Genomic DNA, 19,789 nt, shown 5'->3' with positions numbered 1-19,789 from the left:
TTCTTAATTTAGTTTTGTACTTGTTTTACGAGAAATAAGCTGGGCTCTATGGGTGCAGCTACACTCGCGGCTAAATAAGGCACAAGACGATCAATTAAATCTTCAGTTTTAACCTGGCTAGAAAAATCATTTTCGGCAATTTCACACAACGCAGTACTGGAAGCCATGGTAAAAACAACCGCCCCTAAGGTGAAATGTAATCGCCAGAATAAGGTTTCCGGATCTAAAGATGGGTTAGCGCGACAAACCGCTTGAACAAACAACGACAGTACGGTTTTGTAACGATTGGTAATGAACCAACGTAAATGCCCTTGCACATCAGTGTAGCCCCTGCCAAGTAGAGACATAAACACAGTTGCCCCATTAGTTCGGTAGCTATCTAAACTCACTAGAGGCGATTTCCCACATTGGAAAACATCTTCCATTGTAAAGTCATCACGGGTTAGTAACCGCTCTAATTCTCCTTCCAATGCTGGCATAAAAACATCAAGGTAGCGGCTTAGCACAGCGCGAACTAATGTCTTTTTATCTCCATAGTGATAATTCACAGAAGCCAGATTTACCCCTGCCTTACTGGTTATGGTTCGCAATGAGGTTTCATTAAAGCCATGCTCAGCAAACAACAACTCTGCAGCATCTAAAATCCGACTCTTGGTTTCTCCTTTGCCTGCCATTTTAATTCACCTGTATTAAACACATGTTTAAATATTACATTTCGATAACAAATTTAACAAGTGGACTGTTTCATAATGCGACCTAACGCTAATACTTTTCTAAAATCTATAAACCATCAATTTATCCGCTTAAAATCAGCCCGTTATAAAGCAAACCTATAAGTTCAACCAACAAATACAAAAAGAATGATAAAAAAAACACATATCTTGGAACTTAACTCTGTGTGAAGAGTCTCATTTTATGCCACTACTTTTTTCTTGAAGTTATTCCTTCATAACCTACTTCATTTTTGGAGTAGGTTTTCTTTATCTTGTCGGTTAAGACTAGCTTTCCGTACAGACTACTCTTGATTGGTTCGATATCAGTACCGCTTAGCTACACAAACCCTATTAATAATTACTCATTTACCATTCTTAGATATATTTATTTGAACAAATAAAACCACATCTAAAAAGATCTATCCTTTTTTAAAATCATTATTTAATAATCACATTTTTAAATAATGACTTAATATAATTAGATACAAACCGACAGTTTTTAATCATTAATATCAGTTCTATTAATTATAATTAAAACTACTTATATGATTATTTTAAGCATTAAAAAATAGCTATAATCAGCTTGTTATTTATTATACAAACAACAATTACTAAACGTTTATCTTAAATCAAAATAACACCATTAATTACTTTAATATCAAAGCCTTATATAAATTCATTTTTTTACTTGTCATAACCATTTTTATCAATAGAATCCATTGCAAGAAATTAACACGCAATATTTGTAAGTTATTTTTTCAAAATATTACACCGCTGTATTTGTATGACATTTCGTTATAAAAAACACATTAGAGAGAAACTTCATGTTTGATAGAGCAAAGCAAATTCTTATTGCTGGTTTTTGTATTAATTTATGTATTGGTATTTTGTTTACTTGGAGCGTATTTAAAAAAGCCCTTGTTGTTAATTTAGGCTGGTCAAACGCTGAAGCATCTTTGCCTTATACTGTTGCTATTATTACATTCTCTGTAACTCTTCTTTTAGCTGGTATTCTGCAAGACAAATTTGGTCCTAAACGTGTATTAATCGCAGGTACAATTTGCTCAGGCTTAGGCTTAATTGCGTCGGGTTACATCACTAGCCCTACTCAATTAATCTTTACGTTTGGTATTCTTGCTGGCGGTGGTATTGGCTTTAGTTACGCCTGTTTAAGTCCAGCTGCAATGAAATGGTTTCACCCTTCAAAGCGCGGTTTAGTGAATGGCTTAATTGCTGCAGGTTTTGGTCTTGCTGGCGTATATCTAGCACCATTACTCACATCTTTAATTGCAAGCTACGGTATTAATTACAGCTTTAATATCTTAGGTATTGCTTTGTTGTGCATCGCGACACCACTTGCTTTTACTATCACAAACCCACCAGCAAACTATGTCGTAGTAGCATCAACAAATAAAGAAGAGAAAAAAGCGGTTGTTGCACAGGCAGAAATGCGCTGGACAGATATGCTGAAAACAACGCAGTTCTACAGCATTTGGATCATGTACCTATGTGCGTCGTCTACTGGTTTGATGATCATTGGTAATATTACTTCTATTGCAGCAACACAAGCGAACATGACAGACGCAGCACACCTTGTTGTGATACTTGCCCTATTCAATACATCAGGTCGTGTATTTGCAGGCATGCTCTGTGACAAAATTGGTGGTCTAAAGACACTAACACTGTCTTTTGTCCTTTCTATTGCCAATATGATCCTATTCCCACACTACACAACCCATGCAGGCTTGATCCTTGGTATGGCTGTCGCAGGTCTTTGTTACGGTACATTACCAGCGGTATTCCCATCATTAGCAGCTGGTTTCTACGGCTTAAAGAACTACGGTACTAACTATGGTGTCGTTTACACGGCATGGGGGGTGAGTGGTTTCATTGGTCCTGTTATTGCTGCAGCAGCGGTGGATTCAACAGGTACTTATGAGCTGGCTTACTTCTACTCTGCAACCATCATGGGTGTAGCGCTAGTGTTCTCAGTCCTAACCAAAAATCCTGCGGCTAAAACAGCAACTAATACCCAACCAGAAAAGAATGAATCATTAAAGGTAAATGCAACAGCATGATGGTGAGCAGTCGCATTTAATTAGCTATAAGAATCATAGAGTTATAAGCTGCAAAAATTATCTATCAAAAAATGTGAATATTTTAGGAACCTTTGCCCATAGGCATAGTCATAATTAATGTATTCATATTGATAAAGATTTTACGAAACATGCTGTTTAGACGATTTTTATCATTGTAAATGCCACTACTGCTTTAACTCCTAATTGTAAATTTTATTTCGCCCGCTACCTTTTTTAGCGGGCTTTTTTTATCGAAAAATTGCTTGTTTAGACCGCAGCATAAGAAAATCGCATTTTTTTTCATTTTTTTTGAACTAACAGAAATTTGCCTAGTCTTACTAGTATGATTGGTTGAATACCCTACTATGCCTTTGGTTATTTAATCAGTATGTTACAGATTTTTTTATGTTTGATATCCACTACTGCTGAACTTTTTTGTTATATTTACGGAACTTTTTTATCCCATTAAATCTATTTTTAATGGGATTTTTTTTGCCTAATGCTGAGAGAAAACAAATAAAAACATCGTTCATTAAATAAAAATCATCTTTCCAGCTTTTTTTTCAATATTTATTGAACTCATTGCTAGATTGACAGTCTGAATATATAGAATCCATATTATTAGTGAAATTTGTTTAACTGGCCGTCGAACATTCACTGATAATCCAAATTGCCACTGCAATTTAACTCTTAATTGCAACTTTACGCTGAACAGATGTTCAGCGTTTTTTTTATTTACTGCTAAGCAAATCGTTATGCTTCAAACTGATCCCCAACCACGCTAAGGTTGCGCTGGCGTCAATCACCTTTCCATTGTAATCACTTCTGTCTATCTCAAATTGAGGTAAAGGCAGCGATCGTTGTTTTGCCATTTGGGTATAGTAGTCATGACGAGAAGGATGAAAATCCGCGGCTAAATGTAAAACAGGCATTTCCGCTTTCTTCTCAACAAGACGGCAGATTGCAGCAATACAATCATCTAAATGAATCAAGTTAACAGGGCTATTACCATCCTTAATACCTTGTCTACCTGCTAAAAACTTAACAGGATGTCGATCGTCACCAATCAAACCGGATAAACGCAAAATAGTCAGCTGCTCACCCCACTGTTCACGTAACGCCTGTTCAATCTTGACATGAACTAAGGCAGAATTAGTGACAGGCATTACATCATCCGTCTCCACCACTCTTCCTTGTCGACCATCATAAACGGATGTCGTGCTAATAAAGATGATACGTTTACACCCAGCATTTTTTGCGCGATGAGAAAGCGACATTATATTTTGATAATGCTGCTCTTTATCTACACTCTGACGACCCGCTGCAATATTGATCACCATCACATCACTGGCTAGTAACGGTGCTAAATACTCCATTTGCTCGTTTGTCTCTAATGGCAACTGCATTTGAAAGCCATTAATTCCCCATTGTGCTAACAATTTGGCATCCACCAAGGCTGTTTTAGTGCCGTAAACATTGTACCCTTTCTGATATAGCGCTTTCGCCAGTGGTAACCCTAACCAACCACACCCACAAATTGCTACCTGCATACGAACTCCTTACATTAATGCTTTTTATATAAGAAAAATAACACCAACAACGCTCACTTTTCTGATTTATTACTAGAAATGATAATAAATAACGACAAGCCAATTATTTCAAGCTGTAAAATAAATCCTTATATATGAAAGAAATAGCAACAATATCGAAATCTAAAGAGATTATTTTGTAATTATTCGTCGAACAGGGTTTCAAAACTGAAAGCCAAAAGTCGATCCCGGTCATAAACTCATAAAATTAGCCCGCAAAATCACCCGATTAGCTAGGAGATAATCAAAATTAAGTAGTATAGTTTCATTAAAGACGCATCTTGATGACAAGTTTGCTACAAATGAAATTCAATAACGAAGTGCATGACTAGCTATGAATACCATAGAAAAAATTCAAAATAACTTAGAACACTTCAGTAAATCCGAACGAAAAGTCGCCGAAGTTATTATTGCCTCTCCTCAAACTGCCATTCACTCTAGCATTGCGACCCTCGCGAAAATGGCTGATGTCAGTGAGCCGACAGTTAACCGTTTTTGTCGTCGTTTAGATACTAAAGGTTTCCCTGATTTTAAACTGCATTTAGCCCAAAGTTTGGCTAACGGCACACCTTACGTAAATCGTAATGTCGAAGAAACCGATGGCCCAGAGGCATATACAGCAAAGATTTTTGAATCTACCATGGCATGTTTAGATGTTGCCAAAAATAGCCTAGATTCAATGCAAATCAACCGTGCGGTTGATCTGCTCACTCAAGCCAAAAAAATCTCATTCTTCGGATTAGGTGCTTCTGCTTCTGTTGCTCATGATGCGCAAAATAAGTTTTTCCGTTTCAACATTCCTATCGTCTGTTTTGATGATATTGTGATGCAACGCATGAGCGTGATTAACTGCTCTGACGGTGATGTGGTTGTGGTAATTTCCCACATCGGCCGAACTAAGAGTTTGGTTGAAATTGCGCAGATGGCACGTATTAATGGCGCTACCGTCATCGGTATTACAGCAAAAGACTCGCCTTTAGAGCGTGAATGCTCCCTGTCTATTTGTTTAGATGTGCCTGAAGATACTGATATTTATATGCCAATGGCGAGTCGTGTCGTACAGATGACCGTTATTGATGTGTTAGCGACAGGCTTTACGCTACGTCGTGGTGCAGGTTTTAGAGATAACTTAAAACGCGTGAAAGAGTCATTGAAAGACTCCCGTTTTTCCAAAGATAATCCTGGCTTGTAACCCATGAAAAGCGAAGCCTGAAGCTTCGCTTTTTTATTGCAATAATCTCGTTACATACGTTTTGTTACAACTAACGAGAATAAAAGCAGTGACAGTTTATCGTCTTTTGATATACATCATTTAGCCCAATAAGCGAGATATGATATCAAAACTATCTCAAGTTTTATTGCTAACTTAGCCATGCTAAATTTTCTGCTAAGCGCCAATAAAACCCGTTTCAATAAAATGGAGTTTCACATGTCTGAACGCCTAAGACGTACAAAAATTGTAACTACCCTTGGTCCTGCAACTGATCGTGATAATAACCTTGAAAAGATCATTGCCGCAGGTGCAAACGTTGTACGTATGAACTTCTCTCACGGTAGTCCAGAAGATCATATTCAACGTACAAAACAAGTACGTGAGATTGCAGCAAAGCTAGGCAAGAACGTAGCGATTCTAGGTGATCTACAAGGTCCAAAGATCCGTGTATCTACGTTTAAACATGGTAAAATCCAACTCGCTATCGGTGATAAATTCACTCTAGATAGCGATCTTCCAAAAGGTGAAGGCGACCAATTCGCTGTAGGTCTTGACTACAAAGAGTTACCAAAAGATGTAACAACAGGTGACATTTTGTTGCTTGATGACGGTCGTGTTCAATTAAAAGTAACAGCCGTTGAAGGTAACAAGGTTCACACTGAAGTAACAGTTGCTGGTCCTCTTTCAAACAACAAGGGTATCAACAAAAAAGGCGGCGGTCTTTCAGCTGAAGCACTAACAGACAAAGACAAAGCAGACATCACTACAGCAGCAGCTATGGGTGTTGATTACTTAGCGGTTTCTTTCCCACGTAATGGCGAAGACATGAAATATGCACGTCGCCTAGCAACTGAAGCGGGGCTAAATGCAAAATTAGTCGCTAAAGTTGAGCGTGCTGAAGCGGTAGCAACAACTGAAGCAATGGATGACATCATTCTAGCATCTGACGTTGTAATGGTTGCACGTGGTGATCTTGGTGTTGAAATTGGCGATCCAGAGCTAGTTGGTGTTCAGAAAAAACTTATCCGTCGTGCACGCAGCCTAAACCGTACGGTTATTACGGCAACGCAAATGATGGAATCAATGATCACTAGCCCAATGCCAACACGTGCAGAAGTAATGGACGTGGCTAACGCTGTGCTAGATGGTACTGATGCAGTAATGCTTTCTGCTGAAACAGCGGCAGGTCAGTTCCCAGAAGAAACAGTTAAAGCAATGGCAAGTGTATGTTTAGGTGCAGAGAAAGAGCCAAGCATTAACGTGTCTAACCACCGTTTAGATCGCTCATTCACTTCACCTGAAGAAACGATTGCGATGTCAACAATGTACGCAGCTAACCACATGGCTGGTGTGAAAGCGATGGTGGCAATGACTGAATCGGGTCGCACTCCACTGATGATGTCTCGTATTTCTTCTGGTCTACCTATTTTCGCTCTATCTCGTAACGAAAATACCCTAAACCAAGCAGCACTTTACCGTGGTGTTACACCGGTTTACTTCGACCGTGATAGCGATGCTGGTCTAGAAGCTGCAAAACATGCATTAGACGTACTACGTGATGCTGGCTTTGTTCAAGTAGGCGATCTTGTGATCATTACTCAAGGTGACGTAATGGATACCGTTGGTTCTACTAACAATATGCGTATCCTAACGGTTGAGTAATCACTCACATTATCTGATCAAAAAAAGGCAACCTTGTGTTGCCTTTTTTTATAATTGCTGAGTAGACATTAGGTTGCCGACCAAGTAACAGGCGCAGACCATTGACGGTTTATTAATGAGGTTAATACATGATCCTGCCACTGATCATCAATCAATAAATAATCTTTCGCGAGCCCTTCTTTTTCAAAACCCACGGCATATAAGACGCTTGCACTTTTCTCATTATGAGGCATATAGGCTGCCATAATGCGGTGAAAGCCTTTTACTTCAAACATCCAACTCACAGTCTCTTTCAATGCTCGTCGCATGATTGCGCGCCCTTGATAATCCTGATCGAGCGAATAGCCGACATGACATGCATGAAACGGAAATTTCACTAGGTTGCTATAGTTGATCACACCAATAATTTCATTGGTTTCTCTGTCTTCAATCACGAAGTAAAAAGCCATTTCATGACGATGCAATGTCTCAATTTGCTCAATTCTTTTCTGCCATCCAAGCTCAGAAAAAAACAGCTCATTTCTAACTGGCTCCCACGCTTTTAAAAAGGCTCTATTTTTTTGATAATAAACAGTTATTTTTGCTACATCCTGACTAGAAATCAGTCGAATTTTTATATCATCAAGCACAATCGTTGATGAACGGTTTATAATTGAATGGAACAAAATATTACCTCGACACAAGGATGTTAATAAGAGAGGTTCTGAGCGTTGAAGCTATCGTAAGATTAGCATAACTAATAAACAGATTGTTATATGTTATCAAACTGTTATCTGTTAATCTTAGCTCAGCAATGTTATTAATTACTAACGCATTTAGTGAGTTATGGATGTATTACGATTGTATAGAAACTGAATTAGGCAGCATCATGTTGTTAGCCGATCACCAAGGCTTGAGAAGGTTAACGGTCAATAGCCCCGGTTATATGCCTGATGAATCATGGCAACATAACCCAAGCTTTATGGAACCCTTCATCAGACAGCTAAAAGAATATCTCTTAGGCACTCGCCAACGCTTCACTTTCCCACTCGCTCCTCAAGGAACGCTGTTCCAACAGCAAATTTGGCATGCCATTGCCGATATCCCTTTCGGTAAAACATCCAGTTACGAACAAATCGCCCTTGATATTGGCAACCCTGCTGCCAGCCAAGCTATCGGAATGGCGAAAAACGTTAACCCTATTCCCATCATTATCCCTTGTCACCGTGTCCTTAACAGCGATCAAAACCTATGTGGTTACCGCTATGGTGCTGATATGGTTGCCCTTCTCTTAGCGCTTGAATCTGGAAAAACCATCTTGATTGAAGACCACCAGCATGAACTAGCCTAACGCTATCCCTACTTATGCTGAATTCATAAAAAAAGAGATAATTAAATTATCTCTTTTTTCTTTTCTAATTCGACGATTAGTTACGTTTTGTTAAACCATATTCACGCAATTTATTGGCAACAGCAGTATGCGAAACCCCTAATCGTTTTGCCAACTTACGGGTAGATGGATAGCTACGATAAAGGTTAGATAAAATACCTGATTCATAACGTTTCATGATCTCATCTAATGAACCATCTAGCGTTTCATCACTAATAATACTGCTCGATTCATTTTCAGGTAACTGCACATCATCAGAGGTCATAACGCTACTATCTAATTGCGTCATAGCACGGAATAACACATTACGAAGCTGACGAATATTGCCCGGCCACGCATATTGTTTAAGGTATTCTGCTAACTCTTCAGATATTTGCGGTTTTGCTTGATGCAATTCTTGTGATAACTGAGTAAGGAATAACTCAGCTAAAGGTACAATATCGGCACTACGCTCACGTAACGGTGGCACAACTAAAGCCAATACATTCAAGCGATAATACAAATCTTCACGAAAATCACCTGCCGCAACCAAATCGGGTAGTTTCTTTTGCGTCGAACAAATGACACGAAGGTTAACTTTCTTCTCTGCTTCTTCGCCTACACGACGGAACGTACCATCTTGTAAAAAACGTAGTAGCTTAATTTGTAAGTGCTTCGACATCTCACCGATTTCATACAAGAAAACCGTACCGCCATCAGCTTGTTCAAAAATGCCTTTTTTACTTGGCTCAGTTGCACTACCTGCAAAGCCAAATAACTCAGTTTCAGCCGCGTTATCAGGCATAGATACACAGTTTACAACCAAAAATGGCTTATCACGTCGCGTAGAACGTTGGTGACAAGCACGCGCTAACATTTCTTTACCCGTACCTGTTTCACCTTGGATCAACAATGGTGCATCAAGCAATGCCAATTTTTTTGCTTGCGCCACCAAATGCTTAAAACGAGAAGACTGACCGACTAAATGCTCAAAACCACTATCTCCGTCTAGTTGGCGAGTCACAATAGGCATCGTCGCTTCAGACAAGGATTTCAACAAAATCAATGCGCTAGCAAGTACAGGGACATCAGTTTCATCATTAATGTAAACTGGCATCACTTCCATTTGGTAATCAAGCCCTGCTATCACAACCATTTCGGTATGCTTTTCAGCGTGTTTTTTATCTAACCAACGCTGAACATTAAAGCCCAATAATGTATGGATACTTTCATTGTGAAGCGAGCTATGATGATGGGTCATCAGCCTTTCAGCAGCTTGGTTAGCAAAATCAATTTTGCCGTTAAGATCGATAGAAAAGAAGGGATCTGGCAGTGTTTGTAACAGTGCAGAAAGCTCTGTATGTTCACGCTCACTCGGCATGAAGCTAATCTTCCTTACATCGGTTACGCCATCTAACTGTCTAATTTGTGACATTAATTGGCTAAACTGCTCAAATTCAATTTCGGGACAATTAAGGTAAATAATACCTACACGATCAATTTCTATCCCTCGAAGATCAATCTCCTGACTAGTCAGAATATCTAGCAGCTCGCGAGTCATACCAACTCGATCTTCACAAAATACCTGTAGCCTCATACTTGTCGCCTTCTTAGATGTAGCCTATTCTTGACTCAACTAAGTTTTAAAAAATCAATTAAATTATAATAACTTAGAAGAGGTAACATTCGGGTTGTCAACTTAACGTGACATTCACGCAGTGTGCTATTAAGCCTATTTATAGTCAAGATAGAAATCTAAGATATGAGATTAAATGGTGATGAGTAAGCCAATTTCCACCATTTATTCTCAATTGATGATAACGCTGTCTATGTTTGATAAATATCTTCGTTAGCTTTGTTTTTCATCACCAGGTGCATAGCCAAACGTGACATGCTGAATTGAACTGTTTAACTGAATATTACGTGTAATAACAGGCTCAGCCGCTGCCATTGCGGCTGATACCCCAGCCCATCCATCTTCTTGCGCAGCTAATACAACATAAGCCGTATCATCAACTTGTTTGAAATAAAGCACTTTGCCAGCTTCTGGGTAAGGTAACGTTGCTTGCGCACTTTGCTCTGCTATATACGCTAATTTATCTTCAATATGTGGCAATGACTGACAAGTTTGCTTAAATTTTGTCGTTTCATAAGGGTTATCACCCCCTTCTTGGCTAAATAGCGCCATCGCGTGAGTGTATTTTTCCAGATCAACAGGCAATGAATAGGCGTATTCACCTTGGCTACATTGCTCAACCGTTGCTGCATCGATTGTTTTCGTTGCAGATGTTTGCGCATCACAGCCAAATAATAAAAAAACTAATGGCAATAGCAGCGTCGTTTTTCTCATTTCATTCCCTATGATTCTTCAGATAAAAAATAAGCTTACCGTTACCGATAAGCTTATATGTTAATTATTTGAAAAGACTATCTTTTAATCATCTTTTTTATGCGTTAGCTGAGCGACAAGATCTTTTCTGATCTCACTTAACTTAGGCTGCTCCCCCGGTAACCAAGGTAATGGGCGCATTAAACCAATCGCTTTTAGTCCTAATCGCCCTGTTAGTAAGCCAATACTCACCCCTTGTGCTACACGCGTTGACATGCGACCCGCTAGATCCATAGATAGCATGTCCATACCTAAATCTGTGATCACCTCTGATGCACCAGCAAATGCCATGTTAGCTAATACTAACTTCAGCAATTTAATGCGTGACCAATAACCTAATTCCACCCCATAAACACGAGAGATTTGTTCAATTAATCGTAAGTTACGCCAAGCCACTAGCAACATATCAGCCACCGCTAACGGGCTTAATGCCACCATGACCGCCGCATCACTGGAGTATTTCGCCACCAGCTTACGTGCCAATTTGTCTTGCTGACTTACCACTAAATGATCGTATAGCTCTAAAACTTCACGATCGTTATGGGTTGCATCTAATGAATTAATCCAACGATCGTAACCATGATTATCGCTGCTAATATGGCTATGCTGAGCAAGCTTGGTACAGAATGCTTTACCATGACCAATGCCGTCTCCATCCAACAAGATTTGTGCTTCATCACGTTCAGATTGGCGTAACTTCAAACGACGTAACTTAAAGAATTCACGCCCAAGAGCGCTAATACCCGTTACCGCAACACCTGCAACAATGGCGCTCCAGCCCAGTGATAGCCAATCTGCACTTTGATACGCAGTAACTACGTGATCAACTGTTTGCCACCCAACCATTGCAGCACCCGCCACCGCTAACGCTTTTAAAAAGCCATAACGACGTTTAGGTTTCGCTGCCAAGACCTGTTTTAAGTCTTGCTCAATTTCTGTTTCTGGTTCTTGAGTCACATCCGGCAGAAAGTCAGATTTTTCTGCAAACTCTAATTTTGACGCAATATTTAATTGCTCAACTTGAGCTGATGGCTCATCAAAGACAATTTTACTTTTAAGTTGCTCACTCATTGCAATTTATCTCCCAGCAAATACTCAAGTGCTTTATCCATTCGGATATGCGGTAACGGTTCGTCACTTTGCTGTGGTAATGGGCGGAAATTAATAAAATCAAAGCTATGTTGCTGCCAGAAAGCCTCGTTTGGTAAACGCTTTGGCACTTCACCAGGGAACAATGTTTGTGGATTTCCAGCCATATCAGAGCCACGTAATGCAGGTACTTGCTGACCTTGATGGGTCACAAACCCCGGCTCTGTCGCTTGAATCGACGCCAAGCTCACACAGTCCATATTAATGCCTTCAAACGATGCCGTTTGCCACGCTTCGTTCACTAGCTGTTGTAATAGTCCAACTAAGTTAGGATGTTGTTCTGGTGTTATATGATCCGCTTTCGTTGCAGCAAATAACACTTTATCAATCCGTGGTGAGAACAAGCGTCGTAGCAAAGAACTTCGACCATATTTAAAGCTTTGCATCAATTGATCTAACGCTTGACGCATATCGTTAAATGATTCTGGCCCAGCATTTAGTGGCTGCAAACAATCGACTAAGATTATTTGACGATCAAACTTAGAAAAATGATCGTTATAAAACGCTTTTACAACGTGTTGCTGATAATACTTATAGCGACTGCGTAACATACCAATATTGGTATTCTCATCGGCATCTAACAGTTGTTTTTCAGGGTATTTTTGATCCCAAAGTAATGGGAAAAACTGCAATACAGGCGCGCCTGCCAATTCACCTGGCAACACAAAACGCCCCGGTTGTACCCAATGTAGCCCACCTTCCGCTTTACATTGATGTAGGTATGCCGTAAATGCAGCTGAAATCTGCTCAATTTGCTTTTCATCAGCAGGTGCAAAAGGATCGAAGCTTTCCGTTAGTGCTAACCAATCCGTTGCCAGTTCAAGACGTTTACCTTTTAACACTTGGTTTTGCTGTTTTGACCACGCAAGAAAATCTAAATCTAACAGTGGTAAATCCAATAGCCACTCACCTGGATAATCAATAATATCGAGATACAAGGTGGCAGTATCTTGAAATAACTTCAACGCTCCTTTCTGTGGTTTATAACGCAGTGCTAAACGCGTTTGGCTAACATCGCGAGTAGGCTCAGGCCAAGCTGGCGGTGTCGATAATATAGATTGCATGCCTTCATCGTAACCAAACTTAGGTACATGCAAATCTAATTGCGGAACACGTTTTGCCCCTAATAAATGACCGTCACGCACCGCACTGAACATAGGCAAACGTGCATTCGTACTTACATGCAGCAATTGGTTAATTAAAGATGTGATAAACGCAGTTTTACCTGCTCGAGATAACCCCGTTACCGCAAGTCGAACATGTCTATCTAAACTACGATTTACAATTTTGTTCAACTCATTACTTATTCGATTCATTACTAACCCTAACTTTTTTCGTTTTTTTTCTTAGGTTTAACAACTTTATTCTAAAAAACATTAATAAAGCGATTGCTCTATATTACGCCTTTCTGACAAAAAAAAGCAGGTCTGAACATTATCAGTACCTGCTTATCACCATTTACTCTATCAACAGTTAAAGCTTGCTAAATTCACGATCCACTTTAAATGCAGATGAGGTTACATAAGCTTCCATGCGCTGTACTTTTTTCTCTGCGGTATCAAGTTCAGACTCGACACTTTGCAGAATTTGATGAGCAGAACGCCCAGCCTGCCATGGTTTTTGCTTTACGTTATGCTCGGTATACAGATCTTGTTGCTCTTTTCGTTGCGGTGGCATTTTATCTAAAATCAACCAAGCAGCAATGTAGGCTAAGGTAGCAAAAAAGCCTAGTCCAAGAAGAAAAGCAGATACCGCAAGGATACGCATTAACCAGATTTCTACGCCGAAGTACTCAGCAAGCCCGGCACACACACCACCCAGTTTTCCTTTCTTAGGATCACGGTATAAGGTTTTGCTCATTATTTTTGCCTCCATCTTGGCACTTCCGCATCAAGAATACGCTCTAACGTGACAATACGTTCTTGCATATCTTCTGCGCGTGCCACTAAGGTCTCTAACTTTTTCTGATCCTCACCTGACAGCCCTTCATCAGCTTGACGTTTACTGCGATAGTGAAGGATTAACCATAGTGGTGCGACAACAATCATGAACACCACTAATGGAACGCTAATAAAACCCATCGACATTTTTTATTCTCCTTTCGCGCAGAATCAATGAAACAACGACGCTATTTCGTTGTGTTTATTCTTTATCCTTGATGTTCGCTTTTAGGCGCTCAAGTTCTTTTTCAATTTCGTCTTGTGCTTGTAAATCAGCAAATTCTGACTCTAAGCTTTTACCACGACCAAAGCTATAGCTATCTGCTTCCGCTTCCATTTCATCGATACGACGCTCATATTGTTCGAACTTCGACATCGCTTCATCTACTTTGCTGGTATCTAGCTGACGACGAACGTCACGACGTGTACCTGCTGCTTTATGGCGAGTCACTAATGCTTGTTGACGTGCGCGTGTTTCTTGTAATTTACGCTCAAGCTCAGCCACTTCTAATGATAATTTTTCAATGGTTTCTTCAACCAACTTATATTCTTCGTTCAGCGTTAGTACTACATCTGATAGTTTTTGTTTTTCAATCAGTGCCGCACGCGCTAAATCTTCACGACCTTTCTGTAGCGCTAAGCTCGCTTTACCTTGCCAATCTTCAATTTGTGATTCAATCGCTTGAATACGACGGTGTAACTCTTTTTTATCAGCAAGCGCACGTGCTGAAGAAGTACGAACTTCAACTAATGTGTCTTCCATCTCCTGAATGATCAGGCGAATTAGTTTTTGAGGATCTTCAGCCTTATCCAGTAACGCATTCACGTTAGCATTTACGATATCAGCAAAACGAGAAAAAATACCCATCATTAAACTCCTTGATTAAACCCATTTAACAGTGATCACGCTTACAGGTTTATATAGTGATACTAACTTAATTTAGTTGTGTTACCACATAGATATATCAAGTAGTGTGCCAACTTTTATATCTTTAAATTACAATAACTTAAAATTAAGTCACTTTTAGCCATCACTATGATATAGTGAGTTTAACCAATTTTTAGTGAGATTAACCAATGCGTAAAACAGAAAACTTAATCGGTGAATCTGAAGCGTTCTTAAGTGTGCTTGATCAAGCATCTCGCCTAGCGCCGCTTAATCGCCCTATCCTCATTTTGGGTGAACGTGGCACAGGTAAAGAGTTAATCGCACAACGTGTGCACTATTTATCTAAACGTTGGGATCACCCTCTGGTTACGCTTAACTGTGCCGCATTAAGCGAAGGTGTAATTGATTCAGAACTGTTTGGTCATGAAGCCGGTTCATTTACGGGGGCTAAAGGTCGTCATCAAGGACGTTTTGAACGTGCAGAAAATGGCACTTTATTCTTAGATGAATTAGCAACCGCACCTATGGGCGTACAAGAAAAGTTGTTACGTGTGATTGAGTACGGAGAGTATGAGCGTGTCGGTGGTAGTAAACCTTGCCAAGCCAATGTACGTTTAATTTGTGCCACTAACCAAAACCTGCCACAACTGGTTGAAGAAGGTAAATTTCGCGCTGATTTACTCGACCGTTTAGCCTTTGAAATTATTCACCTTCCACCGCTGCGTGAGCGCAAAGAAGATATTCTTCCCCTTGCTGAACACTATGCTGTTCGTATGTGCCGAGAGTTAGGCTTTGGTTATTTCGCTGGTTTCTCTCATCACGCTAAGCAGCAATTATTAGACTACACATGGTAAGGTAACATTCGAGAGCTAAAAAATGTGGTCGAACGTTCTGTATTTCGTAATGGTATCGAAGACCAAGTAATTGAAGAGATTTATACCGATCCTTTTGCAACAGCATGGCAACCTAGTCCCACAACCGCCAATACGAATGTTATTGATAAAACGACGACCAATAAAATTCATGAATTATCGGTAAATACAACAACACTGCCATTAGATTTACGTCAATACTTACAAGATCAAGAGATCATGCTGATCAATAATGCTCTTGAGCAAGCCAAATACAATCAAACTAAAGCGGCTGAGCTTTTATGCTTAAGTTATCACCAGTTAAGAGGCTTGATCCGTAAATATGACATCCCCGTAAACGGTGATTAATCAACCAATTTATCCTGATTATTCAAGAGAAGTAACGGTTTTAACCTAATTCCCTTTAAATAAAGCAGGATAACTTGGTGACACTAAGGGAAAAATGTTAAATTTAAAGACTTAATTTCATTTAACGCCTATTAAATATGAGCGCTTACAGTCGTCTTTTGATTGCTTGCTTCACTTTACTTGGCCTATTGGGTTGTAAAGAGCCGTCACATGACACCGCAATAAAGAAGCAAGGCTTTGTGTATTGTGGTCAAGATACTCCGACAACGTTGAACCCACAACTAACCGACGGAGGACTAACAGCAGAAACACTCTCGGCACAAATTTTCGATCGCCTGCTGTTACTCGACCCTATCAGCCATAAACCATTACCTGATCTCGCGAAAAGCTGGACTATCAGTGATGATGGCTTAGTGTATACATTCAAACTGCGTGATAACGTTCCGTTCCAACATACGACTTGGTTTACACCAACACGTCCAATGAATGCGGATGATGTGGTATTTAGCTTTGAACGTATCATTGATCCTGACCACCCTTTTCACAATATTTCAGGTGGTCGTTACCCTTGGTTTGAAAGTTTAGGCTTTGCCGACATTATTGAATCCATTACAGCAAAAGATGATCACACAGTTCAATTTGCCCTAAAGCGCCCTGATAACTCTTTCTTATCTAACTTGGCGACAAGCTATGCGGTGATTTATTCAAAGCAATATGGTGAGCAACTACTAAAATCCGGTCGTGTCGATCTGATTGACTCTAAACCTATTGGTACTGGGCCATTTTATGTCGAACAATTTATTCCCAATGATCTGATCCGCCTAAAACGCAATAATGACTATTGGCAAGGCGCTGCACCAATGGAGCAAGTAGTATTTGATATTTCGGCACGTGGTATGGGTAATTTAGCGAAATTATTAAGCACTGAATGTGATGTGCTCTCTTCACCTGTTGCCAGTCAATTGCCAGTTATTTCAAATAACGATAACTACAAATTGCTAGCACAAACAGGAATGAATGTATCGTTCTTGGCGTTAAATACTGAGCGTTCGCCACTCAATAAGCTCGAAGTACGTGAAGCAATTAACTACGCGATTAATCGTAAAACGCTACTTAACTCAGTTTATTACGGTACAGCAACGGAAGCGAAAAGCCTATTACCACCAATGTCTTGGGCATATAACCATGACAGTAAAGCACTTTCTTATAATCCAGCAAAAGCCAAGCAATTACTTGATGCGGCAGGCTATGATTACAAGCAAGTGCTAACTATGTGGGTTCCATTAGAGCCAAGGCCTTATAATCCGAGTCCACGTAAAACCGCTGAATTAATTCAAGCTAATTTAAAAGCGGTTGGCGTTAATGTGGCATTACATCATCAAGAAACCATTGGTCGTGTTGGTCTAACTGATACCACCAAATATGACATGGTACTAGCAGGTTGGATTGCTGATAATGGCGATCCAGATAACTTCTTACGTCCATTGTTATCATGTAATGCGAAAAAAGCTGGATTAAATGTCGCCAATTGGTGTGATTTAAGCTTCGATAATTTACTTGAAATTGCACTTCGCACTAATAAACAAGATCAACGTCAAGCATACTATCAACAAGCGCAAGACATTATTGATCAGCAAGTTCCAGTGATCCCGCTTGCCCACGGCGTGCATTTCCAAGCCCATAATAAATCCCTTGGTGGATTACAAATGGATCCGTTTGGCACACGTTCTTTTTCCAGTGTTTATCGAATTGAGTAAAGCATGTTTATTTATACGATACGTCGCTTAAATTTATTTGTTATCACGCTATTAATACTAACCCTAATCAGCTTTAGTATTTTGCGTTTAGATACCCAACTTCAATGGGCTCAACAGGGCTTTCTTGGCGGCTGGATCCTTTATTTAGAGAATCTACTTTCGGGTAATCTTGGCATGAGTGCTAATGGTACGCCAATTAGCAGTGAGATCTTAACCGTTTTTCCTGCGACACTTGAGCTCTGCTTTTTTGCCTTTGTCTTATCGCTGTTAGTAGGCATTCCACTGGGTACCATTGCCGGGGTTCGTCGAGGTCAGCCGATTGATACAATCATTTCATCAGTGACCTTACTTGGCTATTCTATTCCTTTATTTTGGTTAGCCATGTTATTGATTCTATTGTTTTCCTTGAATCTTGGATGGTTGCTTGGTATCTGGCCGTTATAACTCTTTATACCAATTCAACCATATAACAGGCTTTGCTCTAGTTGATATTTTACTCTCTGATAAACCGTATCGTATGGAAGCTTTTATCAGTGCGTTGCACCACCTGATACTGCCAACGATCGTATTAGCCATGGCACCAACAACGGAAGTGATCCGCTTAACCCGCGCCTCTGTTTCTGATGTTATGACGAAAAACTATATTAAAGTAGCGCAAACTAAAGGTTTATCTACATTTGAAATTGTACGTCGCCATGCTATGAAAAATGCATTGCCACCTATCATCCCGAAATTAGGAATGCAGTTTGCGGCAATGATGACATTCGCAATGTTAACAGAATCAATCTTTAACTGGCCGGGAATTGGTCGCTGGTTACTTAATGCTATTGCCGATAATAACTATGTCGCCATTCAAGCTGGTGTGATCACTGTAGGTGGCTTTATCTTATTAGCAAATATCTTATCAGATTTAGCAGGTGCTATGGTTAACCCATTAGTAAGGAAGGAATGGTATGCCATCAAATAGTGTCTACCAAGAAGAAACTATCCCAACTCAATGGGAACGTGCATGGCAAAACTTCAGAGCCAACTCTCTGTAGCATGTTCGGGTTATGGTGCTTATTATTTTTATTAATTGTGACTATCGGAGCACAATGGTTAGCTCCTTATTCTGCGATTCAACAAGTCGGCGAATTACTGATGCCGCCATCATGGGATAACTCAGGACACGTTAACTTTTTCTTTGGTACTGATGATTTAGGCCGTGATATTTTATCGCGCCTGTTAATCGGTTCTCAGTTAACTTTCGGTTATGCCTTATTGGTTGCTTTTGCTTCTAGCATTATCGGCTTATTGATCGGAATTTTAGCAGGTATGAGTCAAGGGCTTAAATCAAGCTTCTTAAACCATATTTTAGATACCGTTCTGTCTATCCCTTCTCTGCTACTGGCTATTATTGTGGTGGCTTATATGGGGCCAGGCGAAACTCATATCTTACTGGCGATTTGGTTAGCATTGATCCCACGTTTTATTCGTGCGGTTTATACCGCCGTGCATGCGGAAGTAGTAAAAGATTACGTCATTGCCGCACGACTAGACGGTGCAAATAACTTCTACTTATTGTGGAACTCGATTCTGCCGAACATTTTAACCACCATCATAACTGAAATGACCCGTGCCATTTCTATTGCGATCTTAGATATTGCTGCATTAGGTTTCCTTGGTTTAGGTGCACAAACACCTCTACCAGAATGGGGCGCAATGTTAGGCGATTCTATCGAATTAATTTACTTAGCACCTTGGACAGTAACACTGCCAGGGCTTGCAATTATGTTCAGTGTCTTAGTGGTAAACCTTGTTGGCGATGGCCTACGACAAGCACTAAATGCGGGGATTGATTAA

Annotated in this window: 15 protein-coding genes and 3 pseudogenes; 8 read left to right on the top strand and 10 right to left on the bottom strand. The window is 40.0% G+C overall.

Annotated elements, in window-relative coordinates:
- Window positions 1–8: 8 nt before the first annotated feature.
- On the bottom strand, window positions 9–674 hold the full coding sequence (gene psrA, locus Q7674_RS12800) for a TetR family transcriptional repressor PsrA (RefSeq protein ID WP_305423917.1): 666 nt from the start codon (window positions 672–674) through the stop codon (window positions 9–11).
- 863 nt (window positions 675–1,537) lie between these two features.
- On the opposite strand from psrA, the gene Q7674_RS12795 reads away from it, so the two are divergent.
- Window positions 1,538–2,791, top strand: coding sequence for an L-lactate MFS transporter (locus Q7674_RS12795; RefSeq protein ID WP_305423916.1), 1,254 nt, complete (start codon window positions 1,538–1,540; stop codon window positions 2,789–2,791).
- Between the two features lie 731 nt (window positions 2,792–3,522).
- Here the strand turns inward: Q7674_RS12795 and Q7674_RS12790 are convergent.
- Window positions 3,523–4,341, bottom strand: coding sequence for an SDR family oxidoreductase (locus tag Q7674_RS12790; protein ID WP_045063007.1), 819 nt, complete (start codon window positions 4,339–4,341; stop codon window positions 3,523–3,525).
- Window positions 4,342–4,714: 373 nt separating this feature from the next.
- Here Q7674_RS12790 and Q7674_RS12785 point away from each other — a divergent pair, with 373 nt between their 5' ends.
- Both Q7674_RS12785 and pyk read left to right on the top strand, forming a co-directional pair.
- Window positions 4,715–5,572 (top strand): MurR/RpiR family transcriptional regulator, encoded by an 858-nt coding sequence (locus tag Q7674_RS12785; RefSeq protein WP_305423915.1) that lies wholly within the window; start codon window positions 4,715–4,717, stop codon window positions 5,570–5,572.
- 237 nt (window positions 5,573–5,809) lie between these two features.
- Window positions 5,810–7,255, top strand: a complete 1,446-nt coding sequence (pyk, locus tag Q7674_RS12780) for a pyruvate kinase (protein ID WP_045063006.1) — start codon at window positions 5,810–5,812, stop codon at window positions 7,253–7,255.
- A 68-nt stretch (window positions 7,256–7,323) separates the two neighbouring features.
- On the opposite strand, the gene rimJ is transcribed toward pyk, so the two are convergent.
- The gene (rimJ, locus tag Q7674_RS12775) at window positions 7,324–7,920 is read right to left on the bottom strand and encodes a ribosomal protein S5-alanine N-acetyltransferase (RefSeq protein ID WP_045063005.1); all 597 of its coding nucleotides are present in this window, start codon (window positions 7,918–7,920) and stop codon (window positions 7,324–7,326) included.
- Between the two features lie 83 nt (window positions 7,921–8,003).
- Here rimJ and Q7674_RS12770 point away from each other — a divergent pair, with 83 nt between their 5' ends.
- Window positions 8,004–8,585, top strand: a complete 582-nt coding sequence (locus tag Q7674_RS12770; protein WP_179946517.1) for a methylated-DNA--[protein]-cysteine S-methyltransferase — start codon at window positions 8,004–8,006, stop codon at window positions 8,583–8,585.
- A 76-nt stretch (window positions 8,586–8,661) separates the two neighbouring features.
- On the opposite strand, the gene tyrR is transcribed toward Q7674_RS12770, so the two are convergent.
- The 7 genes from tyrR to pspA all read right to left on the bottom strand — a co-directional run bounded on the left by tyrR (window position 8,662) and on the right by pspA (window position 14,949).
- The gene (tyrR, locus tag Q7674_RS12765; RefSeq protein WP_045063004.1) at window positions 8,662–10,200 is read right to left on the bottom strand and encodes a transcriptional regulator TyrR; all 1,539 of its coding nucleotides are present in this window, start codon (window positions 10,198–10,200) and stop codon (window positions 8,662–8,664) included.
- A 252-nt stretch (window positions 10,201–10,452) separates the two neighbouring features.
- On the bottom strand, window positions 10,453–10,953 hold the full coding sequence (locus Q7674_RS12760) for a hypothetical protein (RefSeq protein WP_045063003.1): 501 nt from the start codon (window positions 10,951–10,953) through the stop codon (window positions 10,453–10,455).
- Between the two features lie 84 nt (window positions 10,954–11,037).
- Window positions 11,038–12,063: a YcjF family protein gene (locus Q7674_RS12755; RefSeq protein ID WP_045063002.1), complete on the bottom strand. Its 1,026-nt coding sequence runs from the start codon at window positions 12,061–12,063 to the stop codon at window positions 11,038–11,040.
- The gene (locus Q7674_RS12750; protein WP_045063001.1) at window positions 12,060–13,457 is read right to left on the bottom strand and encodes a YcjX family GTP-binding protein; all 1,398 of its coding nucleotides are present in this window, start codon (window positions 13,455–13,457) and stop codon (window positions 12,060–12,062) included. Before Q7674_RS12750 ends, Q7674_RS12755 begins: the two co-directional genes overlap by 4 nt.
- Before the next feature lie 157 nt (window positions 13,458–13,614).
- The gene (gene pspC, locus Q7674_RS12745; protein ID WP_045063000.1) at window positions 13,615–14,001 is read right to left on the bottom strand and encodes an envelope stress response membrane protein PspC; all 387 of its coding nucleotides are present in this window, start codon (window positions 13,999–14,001) and stop codon (window positions 13,615–13,617) included.
- Window positions 14,001–14,228, bottom strand: coding sequence for an envelope stress response membrane protein PspB (gene pspB, locus Q7674_RS12740; protein ID WP_305423912.1), 228 nt, complete (start codon window positions 14,226–14,228; stop codon window positions 14,001–14,003). The genes pspC and pspB overlap by 1 nt, the downstream gene beginning before the upstream one ends.
- Window positions 14,229–14,283: 55 nt before the next feature.
- Entirely contained in the window at window positions 14,284–14,949 is a 666-nt protein-coding gene (pspA, locus tag Q7674_RS12735; protein ID WP_008986724.1) for a phage shock protein PspA, read from the bottom strand.
- 209 nt (window positions 14,950–15,158) lie between these two features.
- On the opposite strand from pspA, the pseudogene pspF reads away from it, so the two are divergent.
- From pspF to sapC, 4 genes and pseudogenes are all read left to right on the top strand, one after another.
- Window positions 15,159–16,190 (top strand): annotated as a pseudogene (gene pspF / locus Q7674_RS12730) (phage shock protein operon transcriptional activator).
- Between the two features lie 137 nt (window positions 16,191–16,327).
- Window positions 16,328–17,947: an ABC transporter substrate-binding protein SapA gene (gene sapA / locus Q7674_RS12725; RefSeq protein WP_305423910.1), complete on the top strand. Its 1,620-nt coding sequence runs from the start codon at window positions 16,328–16,330 to the stop codon at window positions 17,945–17,947.
- Window positions 17,948–17,950: 3 nt separating this feature from the next.
- Window positions 17,951–18,914 (top strand): annotated as a pseudogene (locus Q7674_RS12720) (ABC transporter permease).
- A pseudogene (sapC, locus tag Q7674_RS12715) lies at window positions 18,901–19,789 on the top strand (putrescine export ABC transporter permease SapC). Before Q7674_RS12720 ends, sapC begins: the two co-directional pseudogenes overlap by 14 nt.

Origin of the sequence: Photobacterium leiognathi, from assembly GCF_030685535.1 — a bacterium.
Taxonomy (GTDB): domain Bacteria; phylum Pseudomonadota; class Gammaproteobacteria; order Enterobacterales; family Vibrionaceae; genus Photobacterium; species Photobacterium leiognathi.
The sequence above is the reverse complement of the archived record's forward strand: the minus strand, read 5'-3'. Positions and strand labels throughout refer to the sequence as shown.